This is a genomic window from Pseudomonas sp. 29 (assembly GCF_002754355.1).
In the GTDB taxonomy this organism is placed as follows: Bacteria; Pseudomonadota; Gammaproteobacteria; order Pseudomonadales; family Pseudomonadaceae; genus Aquipseudomonas; species Aquipseudomonas neuropathica.
The window spans coordinates 6,357,256-6,370,118 of sequence record NZ_PEEY01000001.1; the positions used below are offsets into that span (position 1 = coordinate 6,357,256).

General features: G+C 56.2%; 10 protein-coding genes. 9 read left to right on the forward strand and 1 reads right to left on the reverse strand.

The annotated features are described in order from the left end of the window. Nucleotides 1-13 precede the first annotated feature (13 nt). The 4 genes from CLU80_RS29495 to CLU80_RS29510 all read left to right on the forward strand — a co-directional run bounded on the left by CLU80_RS29495 (nucleotide 14) and on the right by CLU80_RS29510 (nucleotide 4,806). Nucleotides 14-1,486, forward strand: coding sequence for a mannitol dehydrogenase family protein (locus tag CLU80_RS29495; RefSeq protein ID WP_099759252.1), 1,473 nt, complete (start codon nucleotides 14-16; stop codon nucleotides 1,484-1,486). 205 nt (nucleotides 1,487-1,691) lie between these two features. Continuing rightward, nucleotides 1,692-3,188: a xylulokinase gene (gene xylB / locus CLU80_RS29500; RefSeq protein ID WP_099759253.1), complete on the forward strand. Its 1,497-nt coding sequence runs from the start codon at nucleotides 1,692-1,694 to the stop codon at nucleotides 3,186-3,188. Between the two features lie 13 nt (nucleotides 3,189-3,201). Further along, nucleotides 3,202-4,140 carry a carbohydrate kinase family protein gene (locus CLU80_RS29505; protein WP_093431227.1) on the forward strand — a complete coding sequence of 313 codons (939 nt, stop codon included), beginning with the start codon at nucleotides 3,202-3,204 and terminating at the stop codon, nucleotides 4,138-4,140. A 45-nt stretch (nucleotides 4,141-4,185) separates the two neighbouring features. After that, nucleotides 4,186-4,806 (forward strand): transglycosylase SLT domain-containing protein, encoded by a 621-nt coding sequence (locus CLU80_RS29510; RefSeq protein ID WP_095120893.1) that lies wholly within the window; start codon nucleotides 4,186-4,188, stop codon nucleotides 4,804-4,806. A 143-nt stretch (nucleotides 4,807-4,949) separates the two neighbouring features. On the opposite strand, the gene CLU80_RS29515 is transcribed toward CLU80_RS29510, so the two are convergent. Then, entirely contained in the window at nucleotides 4,950-6,251 is a 1,302-nt protein-coding gene (locus tag CLU80_RS29515) for an OprD family porin (protein WP_099759254.1), read from the reverse strand. 374 nt (nucleotides 6,252-6,625) lie between these two features. Here CLU80_RS29515 and CLU80_RS29520 point away from each other — a divergent pair, with 374 nt between their 5' ends. From CLU80_RS29520 to CLU80_RS29545, 5 genes are all read left to right on the forward strand, one after another. After that, nucleotides 6,626-8,917 (forward strand): type VI secretion system Vgr family protein, encoded by a 2,292-nt coding sequence (locus tag CLU80_RS29520; RefSeq protein WP_099759255.1) that lies wholly within the window; start codon nucleotides 6,626-6,628, stop codon nucleotides 8,915-8,917. Continuing rightward, the gene (locus CLU80_RS29525) at nucleotides 8,914-10,482 is read left to right on the forward strand and encodes a hypothetical protein (protein ID WP_099759256.1); all 1,569 of its coding nucleotides are present in this window, start codon (nucleotides 8,914-8,916) and stop codon (nucleotides 10,480-10,482) included. Before CLU80_RS29520 ends, CLU80_RS29525 begins: the two co-directional genes overlap by 4 nt. A 5-nt stretch (nucleotides 10,483-10,487) precedes the next feature. Further along, entirely contained in the window at nucleotides 10,488-11,429 is a 942-nt protein-coding gene (locus CLU80_RS29530; protein WP_099759434.1) for a PoNe immunity protein domain-containing protein, read from the forward strand. A 482-nt stretch (nucleotides 11,430-11,911) separates the two neighbouring features. Continuing rightward, on the forward strand, nucleotides 11,912-12,244 hold the full coding sequence (locus CLU80_RS29540) for a hypothetical protein (protein ID WP_286079805.1): 333 nt from the start codon (nucleotides 11,912-11,914) through the stop codon (nucleotides 12,242-12,244). Continuing rightward, entirely contained in the window at nucleotides 12,241-12,774 is a 534-nt protein-coding gene (locus CLU80_RS29545; protein ID WP_093431212.1) for a hypothetical protein, read from the forward strand. Before CLU80_RS29540 ends, CLU80_RS29545 begins: the two co-directional genes overlap by 4 nt. The last annotated feature ends 89 nt before the right edge of the window (nucleotides 12,775-12,863 follow it).

Genomic DNA, 12,863 nt, shown 5'->3' on the forward strand with positions numbered 1-12,863 from the left:
TCGAGAATTCCCGATGAAACTCAACCAACAGAATCTCCATCGTCTGGCCGCCGAAGTACAACTACCGGCCTACAGCCTCAGCGACACTCGCCAGGGCATCGCCCACATCGGCGTCGGCGGCTTCCATCGCGCACATCAGGCGTATTACACCGATGCCCTGATGAACACCGGCGAAGCGCTCGACTGGGCGATTTGCGGCGTCGGCCTGCGCGCCGAAGACCGCCGCGCCCGCGACGATCTCAAGGAGCAGGATTACCTGTTCACGCTGTTCGAACTCGGCGACAGCGACGACACCGAAGTCCGCGTGATCGGCGCGATTCGCGACATGCTGCTGGCCGAGGACGGCGCTCAGGCATTGATCGACAAACTCGCCGATCCGCAAATCCGCATCGTCTCGCTGACCATCACCGAGGGCGGTTATTGCATCGACGACAGCAACGGCGAGTTCATGGCGCACTTGCCACAGATTCAACACGACCTGGCCCACCCAGAGGACCCGAAAACCGTGTTCGGCTTCTTGTGTGCAGCCCTGGAAAAACGCCGCGCGGCGGGCATTCCGGCATTTACCGTGATGTCCTGCGATAACCTGCCGCACAACGGCGCCGTGACCCGCAAGGCGCTGCTGGCCTTTGCCACGCTGCGTAACAGCAATCTGTGCAGCTGGATCGACGCCAACGTCAGTTTCCCCAACGCCATGGTCGACCGCATCACGCCGATGACCAGCACCGCGCATCGCCTGCAACTGGCCGATAAACACGGCGTCGACGATGCTTGGCCGGTGGTCTGCGAGCCGTTTGTGCAATGGGTGCTGGAGGATAAATTCGTCAATGGCCGCCCGGCGTGGGAAAAGGTCGGTGTGCAGTTCACCGACGATGTTTCGCCCTACGAAGAGATGAAAATCAAACTGCTCAACGGCAGCCACCTGGCGCTGACCTATCTGGGCTTTTTGAAGGGTTACCGGTTTGTTCACGAGACCATGAATGACCCGCTGTTCGTGCGTTATATGCGCGCTTACATGGATCTGGACGTGACCCCGCAATTGGCGCCGGTGCCCGGCATTGATCTGACGGATTACAAAAACACGCTGGTGGCGCGGTTTTCCAATCAGGCGATTGCCGATCAGTTGGAGCGAGTGTGTTCGGACGGCTCGTCGAAGTTTCCCAAGTTCACTATTCCTACCATCAACCGCTTGATTGCTGATGGGCAGGAGACTAAACGTGCGGCGTTGGTGGTGGCGGCGTGGGCGTTGTATTTGAAGGGGGTGGATGAGAATGGTGACACCTATTCGATTCCTGATCCGCGCGCGGCGTTTTGTCAGGCGTTGGTGGCGGACGATGCTTTAATCACGCAGCGGTTGTTGGCGGTTGAGGAGATTTTTGGCACGGCGATTCCGCGTTCGGCGGAGTTTGTGGCGGCGTTCGAGTGGTGCTGTAACAGCTTGCGCGAGGATGGTGTGACGCGGACTCTCCAGCGGATTCTGGATTGAAAAGCCCCTCACCCTAGCCCTCTCCCGGAGGGAGAGGGAACTGACCGAGTGGTTTGTGCAAGTTACATCGACCTGAACGTCCGGAGTCGAACTCAGGATTTGAACAGCCCCCCAATCGGCTCCCTTCCCCCCTCGCCCCCTTGGGGGAGAGGGTTGGGGTGAGGGGGTAAGCTCTTGATCTTCACCACACCCGAGTGGTTCACACATGACAACACAACAACTGTTCCTAGGCATCGACTGCGGCACCCAAGGCAGCAAAGCCATCATCCTCGACGCCGCCACCGGCCAGGTCCTCGGCCAAGGCGCCGCCGCGCACACAATGATCAGCGGCGCCAACGGCCGCCGCGAACAAGACACCCAGCAATGGCTGGACGCCTTCGCCATCGCTACCCGCCAGGCATTACTGGCGGCAAATGTCGATGGCCAGTCGATCCTCGGCATCGGCGTCTCCGGTCAGCAACACGGCCTGGTCCTGCTCGATGATCAAGGTGAAGTGCTGCGCCCGGCCAAGCTCTGGTGCGACACCGAAACCAGCGCCGAAAACGACCGTCTGCTCACTCATCTGGGCGGTGAAAAAGGTTCGCTGGAACGCCTCGGCGTGGTCATCGCGCCGGGCTACACGGTGTCGAAACTGCTCTGGACCAAAGAACAACACCCCGTGGTGTTCGCGCGCATCGCGCGCATCCTGCTGCCCCACGACTACCTGAACTTCTGGCTCACCGGCCGCGCCTGCAGTGAATACGGCGACGCTTCCGGCACCGGCTATTTCAACGTGCGCACCCGCCAATGGGACTTGCAACTGCTGCGCGACATCGACGCCAGCGGACGCCTGCAAGCGGCGCTGCCAGAGCTGATCGATGCACATCAATCTGTCGGCACCATTTTGCCGGCGATTGCCGAACACCTCGGCATCAACCCCGACGCGGTGGTCTCCAGCGGCGGCGGCGACAACATGATGGGCGCCATCGGCACCGGCAATATTCAGCCCGGCGCGATCACCATGAGCCTCGGTTCTTCCGGCACGGTGTACGCCTATTCCGAAGTGCCGAAAGTCAGCCCGGATGCCTCGGTCGCGACGTTCTGTTCCTCCAGCGGTGGCTGGTTGCCGCTGATCTGCACCATGAACCTGACCAACGCCACCGGCGCGATCCGCGAGCTGTTCGACCTCGATCTGCAGCAGTTCAACGACCTCGTCGCTCAAGCCCCCATCGGCGCTGACGGCGTGAGCATGCTGCCGTTCCTCAACGGCGAACGGGTGCCCGCCCTGCCCCACGCCACCGGCAGCCTGCACGGTCTGACGCTGGACAACCTGACCCAGGCCAATCTGTGCCGCGCCGCCGTCGAAGGCACCACCTTCGGTTTGCGCTACGGGCTGGATTTGCTCCGCCAGAATGGTTTACAAAGCCGCAGCATTTGCCTGATCGGCGGCGGTTCGAAAAGCGCGGTGTGGCGGCAGATCGTCGCCGACATCATGAACACCCCGGTGATCTGCACCGAACAAAGCGAAGCCGCCGCCCTCGGCGCAGCGATTCAAGCGGCGTGGTGCAAATCCTGGTCGAACGGCCACGAAGACAGCCTCGCCGACCTGTGCCAGCGCTGCGTGAAACTCGATTCAAGCAGTGAAACCCTGCCGATTGCCGCCAACGTCGCGGCGTTCCAGCAGGCCTATGAACGCTATCAACAGCATGTCGCAACCCTATAAAGAGCAAACAATTATGTATTTGGTGTGTGGCGAAGCCCTGTTTGATTTTTTCAGTGAAGACGACGCCAGCGGTCTGGCCTCGAAAGTGAATTTCAAGGCGATTGCTGGCGGCTCGCCGTTCAACGTCGCCGTCGGTTTGCGCCGTCTGGGCGTGGACTCGGCCTTGTTCGGCGGACTGTCCACCGACTACCTCGGCCGGCGCTTGCAGCGAGTGCTGCAGGACGAAGGCGTAAGCCCGGACTATCTGGTGGACTTCGCCGCACCGACCACGCTGGCCATGGTCGCCGTCGGTGCCAATGGCTCGCCGCACTACAGCTTTCGCGGTGAAGGCTGCGCGGACCGGCAGTTGAGTCTGGCGCATCTGCCAGAGCTGGGCGCTGAGGTGCGCGGCTTGCACATTGGCTCGTTCTCGCTAGTGGTGCAGCCGATCGGCGACACCTTGCTGACCTTGGTACAGCGTGAAAGCGGCAAACGCCTGATCACCCTCGACCCGAACGTACGCCTCAATCCCCAGCCGAACATCGACCTGTGGCGCGAGCGCATCGCGACGCTGGTGCCACTGGCCGATCTGATCAAGGTCAGCGACGAAGATCTGAGCCTGCTCTACCCCGAACAGGACCCACAACGGGTGATCGAAGGCTGGCTCGAACATCGCTGCCAGATCGTTTTCCTGACCCGGGGTGGCGACGGCGCCAGTGTGTTCAGCCGCCAGCATGGCAACTGGTCGGTGCCGGCAGCCTCGGTAAAGATCGCCGATACCGTTGGCGCGGGCGATACCTTCCAGGCCGCGCTGATCACCTGGCTGACCGAGCACGGTCTGGATTCGGTTGAAGGCGTGCAGCAACTCGCTCGCGAACAGATCGACGCCATGCTCAGGTTCGCTGTGCAAGCCGCCGCGCTGACTTGCAGCAAGACCGGTCCGGATTTGCCCTATCGTCACCAATTGAGCTGAGCGCGTAGACTGTCGGCCTTTTTGCGCACGACGGGATAACGGCTTTTGAATTACAGGCAGACGCTTGGACTACTGACACTGGCAACGCTACTGAGCGGGTGCGGCACCTCGCCGCCCCGCTCGCCGGAAGACATCTGCGAAATCTTCCGCGAGAAAAGCGACTGGTACGACGCTGCGCAAGTCACGCAAAAACGCTGGGGCGTACCGATTCAGGTGCCCTTCGCGATCATGTATCAGGAATCCGGCTACCGCTACGACGCCAAGACTCCGCGCAAATACTTGCTCTGGGTAATCCCGTGGGGCCGCGTCTCGACCGCCTCGGGTTATGCGCAAGCCAAAGATGAAGTCTGGGCCGATTACCAGAAAAGCACCGGCCGCAACTGGGCCGACCGCGAAGACTTCGACGACGCCATCGACTTCGTCGGCTGGTACATGGACAAGACCTATTCGATCAATGGCGTCTACAAGTACGACGCCTACAACCAATACCTCAACTACCACGAAGGCTGGGGCGGCTTCCGCAACAAGACTTACGCGAGCAAAGCCTGGCTGATGCCAACGGCGCGCAAAGTGCAGAATCGTTCGGATGTATATGCGCGGCAATATGCCGGCTGCAAAGAGGATTTGAATCGGGGGTTCTGGAGCCGGTTCTGGCATTGGTTGTAGCAGCAATTTCAAGGGCCTCATCGCGAGCAGGCTCACTCCTACAGGGGATCTTCAGCGGACGCGGATATTGCGATCAACATTAATCCATTGTAGGAGTGAGCCTGCTCGCGATAGCGCCCGATCAAGCACTACACATCCAAGACCTACAACACCGAAAAGCTATAACTCACAATCAACCGTGTCTCATCCACATCCCGAGCAAACTTCTCATAGTTGGTACGGTAAGTCGCATTCCTCAAACGCAAACTCACATCCTTGAACGTGCCCGTCTGAATCACATACTTCAACTCGCTGTCGCGTTCCCACTCTTTCCCTTCCTGATCACTGCCCAACACCTTGATGTGATCACCGCTCACATAGCGCGTCAGGAAGCTCAAACCATTAATGCCAATGGCTTTGAAGTCATAGTCATAACGCAGTTGCCACGAACGTTCCTGCGCGGCGGCGAAGTCGTTGACCTGCACGTAGTTGACCAGATACGGGTTGCTGCCATCGAGGTACGGCATCGAGTTGTCGCCGTTCATGCGCTGCCAACCGGCGCTGAACGTGTGACCGCTATGCGCATACGACAGCATGCCGCTCAACGCGCGGTTATCGATGGAACCGGCCTTGGCATCACCACTGTCGGCACTTTTAAGCACGCGCAGATCCGCTTTAAGTACACCGCCAGCTAACGGTTGATTACTCAACAGCCCGACAAAGTGCTGACGATAAATGTCTTCCAGTTCGGCGTAGTGATACTGCGCGGTCAAGCGATCGTTGATCTTGTAATCGAAGCCGTACATGTCGAAATGGTCGGCGGTGGTGTTGCACGCATAGCGCTTGTTTTTACAGTGCACGCGGATGTCTTGCGAATCGGTGGAATCACGCGCGGTGTACTTGTTCAGGCGCGCGGCCATGAAGGTCAGGTCTTTCACCTCTTTAGAGGTCAGCATGGCGCCGTTGAACATGGTCGGCAGCAAACGACCGTCGTTGTATTTCAGCAACGGCAGATCCGGCAGCAGTGCGCCGTACTTCAGCACCGTGTCCGAAACCTTGACCTTGGCGGTCAGGCCCATTTTCGCGTACTGGCCTTTCGAGCCGCGTGGGTCGTTGCCGCTGGAAGGCAGCAAGCCGCTGTTGCTGCGGTCCGGGCTGGAATCGAGTTGAAAACCAAGCATGCCCAGCGTATCGAGACCAAAACCCACGGTGCCTTCGGTGTAGCCCGATTGCAGGTTGAGAATAAAGCCCTGTGCCGACTCTTCACGCTTGGACGCGCCCTGATCGTTCGTGGTGTGCCCATCACGGAAATCGCGGTTGAAGTACACCGTGCGCGATTCGATTTTCGCCGTGGTGTCTTCAAGAAATCCGCTGGCCTGAACCTGTGCGGTAAAACCTGCGCACAGCACAAAGGCTCCGAAGCCAAACGACTGGCGCGGGGTGATGAGGGGAAATGGGGGACGCATGAAAAACTCCAACAATGCAGCGTTTGCGCAAGCGCGCAACAAGCCAGAAAAATAGCTCCCGTCCCGGGTCAGATTGAACCAGGAGAAAGTGAACACGCAGGGGTGAACGGCAATGATGGCAGATGGCTTTGACGTTCTACAGGCGACTTTAGTCTGAATCTGACTGAGGATTCTTCAACGCCGGGTCGTGGGAAAAGTTGCCGGCAATGAACGCCAATTCGCAGCAAATGCCCGGTTTCATTGGGCCAAACACCTCATCTAAGGGTTTTCCCTATACCGCAAACCTGCCAGACCTACGGCTTTTGTGCCTTGAACGAGGCGGCTGAATCCTCCATCATCCGTCACCTGCTTATTCAATGGACGGAATTCAAGGCATGCTGGACGCCAACGCAACCCACATTACCCTCACGCTTGAAGGCGCCAACGCCGACCTGCAAGTCCTCAGCTTCACCGGTCGCGAAGCCCTCAACGAACCGTTCCGTTTCGACCTCGAACTCGTCAGCGCCCGCCCCGACCTCAAACTCGAAGAGCTGTTGCACAAACCCGGCGTCCTGACCTTCGGCCCGACCGGCGAAGGCAAGATCCACGGTCTGGTCTATCGCATCGAGCAAGGCGACTCCGGCAAGACCCTGACCCGTTACAGCCTCAGCCTGGTGCCACAACTGGCCTACCTGCGGCACAACCACGATCAGCAGATTTTCCAGCAATTGACCGTGCCGAAGATCATCGCTCAGGTCCTGGAAGATCGCGGCATTCTTGCCGACGCCTACAGCTTCCAGCTCAACGCCGAATACCCGGAGCGTGAGTACTGCGTGCAGTACGACGAATCCGACCTGCATTTCATCCAGCGCCTGTGCGAGGAAGAAGGTATCCACTTTCACTTCCAGCACAGCAGCAGCGGCCACAAACTGGTATTCGGCGACGACCAGACCGTGTTCCGCAAACTCAAAGCCGTGAGCTACCAGCAAGACTCCGGCATGGCCGCCGACAAACCGGTGATCAAACGCTTCAACCTGCGCCTGGAAACCCGCACCACCCGCGTCAGCCGCCGCGATTACGACTTCGAAAAACCGCAGATCCTCCCCGAAGGCACGGCGAAAAGCACCTTTGCCCCGGACCTCGAAGACTACGACTACCCCGGCCGTTTCACCACCCGCGAGCGCGGCAAGTTCCTTTCCACCCGCGCGCTGGAACGCCATCGCAGCGACTACAAACTCGCCGAAGGCAAAGGTGACGAACCGACCCTCACCAGCGGCCATTTCCTCACGCTCGCTGAACACCCGCGCGCCGAATGGAATGACCTGTGGCTGCTGCTGGAAGTCTTCCACGAAGGCAAACAACCGCAAGTCCTCGGCGAAAACGTCACCAGCGACGTCACCGACAACAAAAGCGATTTCCACCAGGGCTACCGCAACAGCTTCCTCGCCACCCCTTGGGACGCGCACTACCGCCCTGCCCTTGAACACCCGAAACCAAAAGTCCTCGGCAGCCAGACCGCCGTCGTCACCGGCCCCGCAGGCGAAGAAATCCACTGCGACCAATACGGCCGCATCAAAGTGCAATTCCACTGGGATCGCGACGGTCAGTCCAACGACAAAACCACCTGCTGGATGCGCGTCGCCAGCGGCTGGGCCGGCGCCGCGTACGGCGGCATCGCCATCCCGCGCATCGGCATGGAAGTCCTCGTTACCTTCCTCGAAGGCGATCCCGACCAGCCATTGGTCACCGGTTGCCTGTACCACAAGGAAAACGTCGTCCCCTACGACCTGCCGGCAAACAAAACCCGCAGCACCTTCAAAACCCTGAGCTCACCGGGCGGCAAGGGCTACAACGAATTCCGTATCGAAGACAAGAAAGGCGTCGAGCAGATCTACATCCACGCCCAACGCGACTGGGACGAAAACATCGAGCACGACCAGAAAATCCGCGTCGGCAACGAACGGCACGACACCGTCGAAGCCAACACGCTGAGCGAATTCAAGGTTGAAGAACACCGCATCACCCATCTGGATCGCATCAGCGAAATGCGCGCCGACGAGCACCTGACCGTCGGCGTGACCCAGCATGTAAAAATCGGCACCGCTCAATTCGTCGAAGCCGGCAGCGAAATCCACTACCACGCCGGCGACAAGGTCGTGATAGACGCCGGCATGGAACTCACCGCCAAGGCTGGCGGCAGTTTCGTCAAGGTCGACGCCGGCGGCGTGACCATCAGCGGCGCTGAAGTGAAGGTCAATACCGGCGGCGCACCTGGCGTGGGCACCGGGATCGGGATTTTGGTGCCGTTGATTCCGGGGTTGGCAGCGGCGGACATCGCCGGAAGGCTGATGGAAAAAGCCAAGGCCAACCCGACGTGGCTTGAGTTGAATTTGCACTACGACAATCTGGAACCGGTGCCGGGCGCGTCTTATCGCGTTGATTTTGCCGATGGTTCGACCCGTGAAGGCGTGCTGGACGATGACGGCTTCGCCCGGTTGGAAGACGTGCCGAAAGGACCAGCCAAAGTCTATTACGGCGAAGATCCACGGCCGTTCAGCCGCGAAAGTGTCGCGGTGGTGCAGAACTCGGACGAAAAAGTTAACGAAGATTTACGCAAGCTCGGCCTGGACCCGAACCAGGTTGATTTACAAGCATTAGTGGAGAAAGCCGCAGGGAGGCTGACATGAGCGAGGCAGTAGCTGAGAGCGCAAACGACGGCGGCGAAGACCGTAGCGCCGCCTATCAAGAAGCCGCCGTTGAGCTGGCAAAAGGCATCGCGCTAGGCGCAGTGCCGTTCCTGGGGCAAGCCATCGATGCCTACGACACCATTGAGTCCGCAATCGTCCTCTACAACGCAGAGTCGACCGATGGCAAGGAAGACGCACAGTTCGACCTGCTGATGGCCGTCATCGGCTGGATTCCAGGTCCCGGCGACGGCCTGAAAAAAAGCCTGCGCATCGTCAATAAAGACCCGCAGCGCTATGCCCCGGTACTGTTCGACCTGCTCCGCTTCGTCCTGCAAGAGTGCGGAATCAAAACCAGCCCGGAAGAACTGCTCAAGCAGATATTCAACGCTGGCAAGCTACGCGGCGAACTCGATGAAATCATCACCGGCGTCAAAGGATCCTCGACGTTCCAGAGCCTGCCCAACTGGGCAAAAACCTCCGTCGTCACCGTCCTCGCCTCCTCCCGCGACAACATGCCGGCCATGGTCGGGATCGTTGAAAAACGACTGGTGAAATGGAAAGGCATGCAGCGCAATAGCTCAGCGGCCGGCTCCGGCTCCAGCCACCCGAAAAGAGCAGAAAAACCCGCCAACAAAGACTCCTCGGTTGCAGCGAAAGGCACCGATGGCGCCAGTGGCACCCACTCCAATCAGGTCGAAGCCTCGAAAATGGGCCTTCAGGCCCCTTCCAGCATTTTGAACGAAGGTTTGGGAGTGAGCGGCGAACACATTGCGGACTACATCTGCGCAGTGGAGTTTGGCTGGGGCAAGGATTGGGACGGGCATGACAAGGGTGCTGATGGGAAGTGGCTCGAGGGCGTGCCGAGTGGGAGCAAGATGGGCAAGCTTTCGGCAGGCGGGAGTCCTAAGGCGAAGCATGTGCTTTATAAATTGTCTGACGGCGCAAACGGAACGGGCATCGATGCTGTTTGGCGCGCCAACCCGGCCAACAATGGCGGCGAAAAGTTCGCCATTGTAGAAGCGAAGGCTAGCCGCGATGAAGATGCGCCGAAATTTATGCGCAAACCAAATAACACGAGAAAACCGGGCATCAGTTCTAAACTTGGTGTATCGGGATTGAGCGATCCCAGTGCACTGCTTGAACCTATAGAAGCCGAGCAAAGTGCAACTACTGGTACAAAAACGCGCTCCGCAAGAACTGGCCGAGCAGCAGCAAAACCAAGTAAAACTTCAGAAACCAATCCCAACAAAGACAAACAAATCTTAGTCCAAATGAGCACCCAATGGATACTTAGGAACCTGAGCAAAGCCATTGCTGGTCGATCGCTTCTTGGACAAGTAGAAGCTTCTTATAGCCGCCATCTCTTTTATTCTCCGCTGTATCATCCTAGTTCAAGCCCTAAGAACCACGCGGAGGCAAGGCTAAACAACTCAAGTGAAACTGAACATACGGACCATAAAGCCTTCCACTACGGCGAAGCTGAGGTTAAAAGTTTTGTGAATAAGCGCAAAAAGTCCTTAGCCAAAAAACACGGCGCGTTGGACACCCTTAAAATTGAGCTATGAACACTATGAATAAAAGACAGAAATTCTTTAGTGAAAAGCACTACGAAAATTTTCTGAGAGAACACGATGAAGTAATCGAGTTCTTCAAGAGCAATAAATTCAAATCCGACACTGCAGAGGAAGAAGCATCACTTCGCTCAGCTTTTTTTCAGACTCTAGCTCTTGACAAGCTTCTTGCCAGCTATACCGCAGGGGAAAACATAGAGAACCTCGTCCCTCTGTTGGAGGACCTAATTGAAAAATACGAGATCCGTCAAAAGACTCTAGCCGAATATGAAAAATCACCAAAAATATCGCCACTGGCACTAGACGACTGGCCGGACCAATACGAGGAAGCGGTTCAAGTTATCAGTCTCTGTATTTTGTTGCACCGAACAGACTTATTACCTCGCTTCGTAAAACTCATTGACCAAGCGGGGTATGCTGGTGATGACACTCTTTACGAAGACTTATTGAAGAAAGTTCTGCCAAACCGTCACGACGTCGATCGTTGGTATCACGACGTATATACACCACTTGTACAAGCCCTATACATTAATAATAAAGAAGAATCTTCAAAGCTTCTAAAAAAATATTGCCAACAATGGTACCCAGCCTTTAAACAGGCTCCTTGGCACGATACTCACTTACAAGGAGAGGATGGAAATTATGTCGGGTACTGGGCCATCGAAGCAGCAGCTATTGCATTTTTATATGGCATAGACGACAGCAAAATAGACCATATGGTCTATCCCAAAGACTTGGTCGAGTACGCTAGAAATTATCGACCAACAAATGGGTCACAGGTTGCTCGTGTTGACGCTGGTCAGCCATGTAGCAAAACTGGCTATTGGTTTACCCCTGCCAAAGCTGAGTCTCGTCGTCACTTCATTCAAGGTGAGGTTATGCCTGACATCAAAGACTCTCATTGGGGGGACACTATTTGGTATTGGTCAGGCGAAGAATAAGCTGCTTTACCCTTCGCTCGGCGCTAGCGCTTTGAGCGCTGAGCGAAGCGTCTAAGAACGGAAAATGAATATACTTGGACGCACTTTCAGGACCACTTCGCACTCCCTAACGGAGGCGAAGTCAAACTATCTGCATTAAACAAAAAAACGTTTCACGAAGAAATAGCGTAACTATCACTTTCACTCTTGAGTAAAAACTCTGTTATGAACAGAAGACAAGATTTTTTAACCGAGGTCAGATATAACGACTTTCTCGCTTACAGCGACGAAACCAAAGAGTTCTGGGCGAACAATACATTCGAGTCAGACACTCCAGAGCAAGAAGCCTCTTTAAGAGCTACGCGCTTCAAAAACGCAGCCTTAAAGAAACTGTTCATCTCGTACACCGAAAAATTAGAAATAACCTGGTGATTTGCCAGATTTATATGGAGTCACGCTTTGACGCGAATGCGGGTTTAGGTAAACATTCAGCCCGAGGCCTTATGCAGATGCAAGAGCCTGCAGTAAAACAAGTCTATAAGTACCGAAAGAAAAAACAATTGGGACGTTCTCCGAGCGATGCTCAGACTGAAGAAGCCTTTGCGGCTGGGGCAGCCTTCTACGCATCCCAATCCATATGGGACGAAGCTCAGAATATTCAACTGGGAACAGAGTACATGCAGTACTGGCTGGATATTTCCAGTTCAACGGAAGAGGCGTATAAAAAATACCGGGGCAAAACCAATGGAGTCTATTACAAAAAAATAAGTGAGTGCGCCAAAAAACTAGCGGCGAATCCTGACTCGATGGACGTTTTGCGGACGGCATTACAATGAAAAACTTGTGGATCGTTTTAGTTTTTGCCATTTTTTGTCGTCCGCTTTTAGCTGATCCTAAGAAAGTCGTCCTGGACTGCCCATTTCCCGACGGAACCAGTGCGGCCTTGCTCGCCAGCTCAAGTAAGGATGGGCAACAGCTATTCGTGATGATTGGCGATAATGTCGATACCGCTTTTCCGGACATGCCAGATACAAACTTCGTTGGCGACATCGTATTAGCAAGATGCTCAGGAGCCAGTCTGATTTACGCTCTGAACTATGGCTCCCCCTACTTGAAAGGAGCCGTTGTACGCAAAAATCCAAAGACTAAAAACCTGGAGCGAATCGATTTCGCCGAAAAAGCGCTTCCGAGCCTGTTGTACTTAAATGCACAACAAATGCGCTTAGTGATACCGAATGAGGGTTATGAAGATCCCTCAAAATTCCTTGTCTATGACTACGTCGCAATCAAAGGGCAGCCAGAGGAACCGAAAGGTGTCAACACTCTGCCCGGTCGAAAAGGTTTTGAGGTTTTCGATCTGAAGTAACAACCATTTATTCGGGTTTGTCCTTTGAGCGCTGAGCGAGGTTATTGGTTTACGCCAACCCAAGAAAACTCTCCCAGACAATTTCAACA

Coding starts and splice junctions, on each gene's coding strand:
- CLU80_RS29495 (WP_099759252.1), top strand. CDS start 14: ATGAAACTCAACCAACAGAATCTCCATCGTCTGGCCGCCGAAGTACAA.
- CLU80_RS29505 (WP_093431227.1), top strand. CDS start 3,202: ATGTATTTGGTGTGTGGCGAAGCCCTGTTTGATTTTTTCAGTGAAGAC.
- CLU80_RS29515 (WP_099759254.1), bottom strand. CDS start 6,251: ATGCGTCCCCCATTTCCCCTCATCACCCCGCGCCAGTCGTTTGGCTTC.
- xylB (WP_099759253.1), top strand. CDS start 1,692: ATGACAACACAACAACTGTTCCTAGGCATCGACTGCGGCACCCAAGGC.
- CLU80_RS29525 (WP_099759256.1), top strand. CDS start 8,914: ATGAGCGAGGCAGTAGCTGAGAGCGCAAACGACGGCGGCGAAGACCGT.
- CLU80_RS29540 (WP_286079805.1), top strand. CDS start 11,912: ATGCAGATGCAAGAGCCTGCAGTAAAACAAGTCTATAAGTACCGAAAG.
- CLU80_RS29530 (WP_099759434.1), top strand. CDS start 10,488: ATGAATAAAAGACAGAAATTCTTTAGTGAAAAGCACTACGAAAATTTT.
- CLU80_RS29545 (WP_093431212.1), top strand. CDS start 12,241: ATGAAAAACTTGTGGATCGTTTTAGTTTTTGCCATTTTTTGTCGTCCG.
- CLU80_RS29520 (WP_099759255.1), top strand. CDS start 6,626: ATGCTGGACGCCAACGCAACCCACATTACCCTCACGCTTGAAGGCGCC.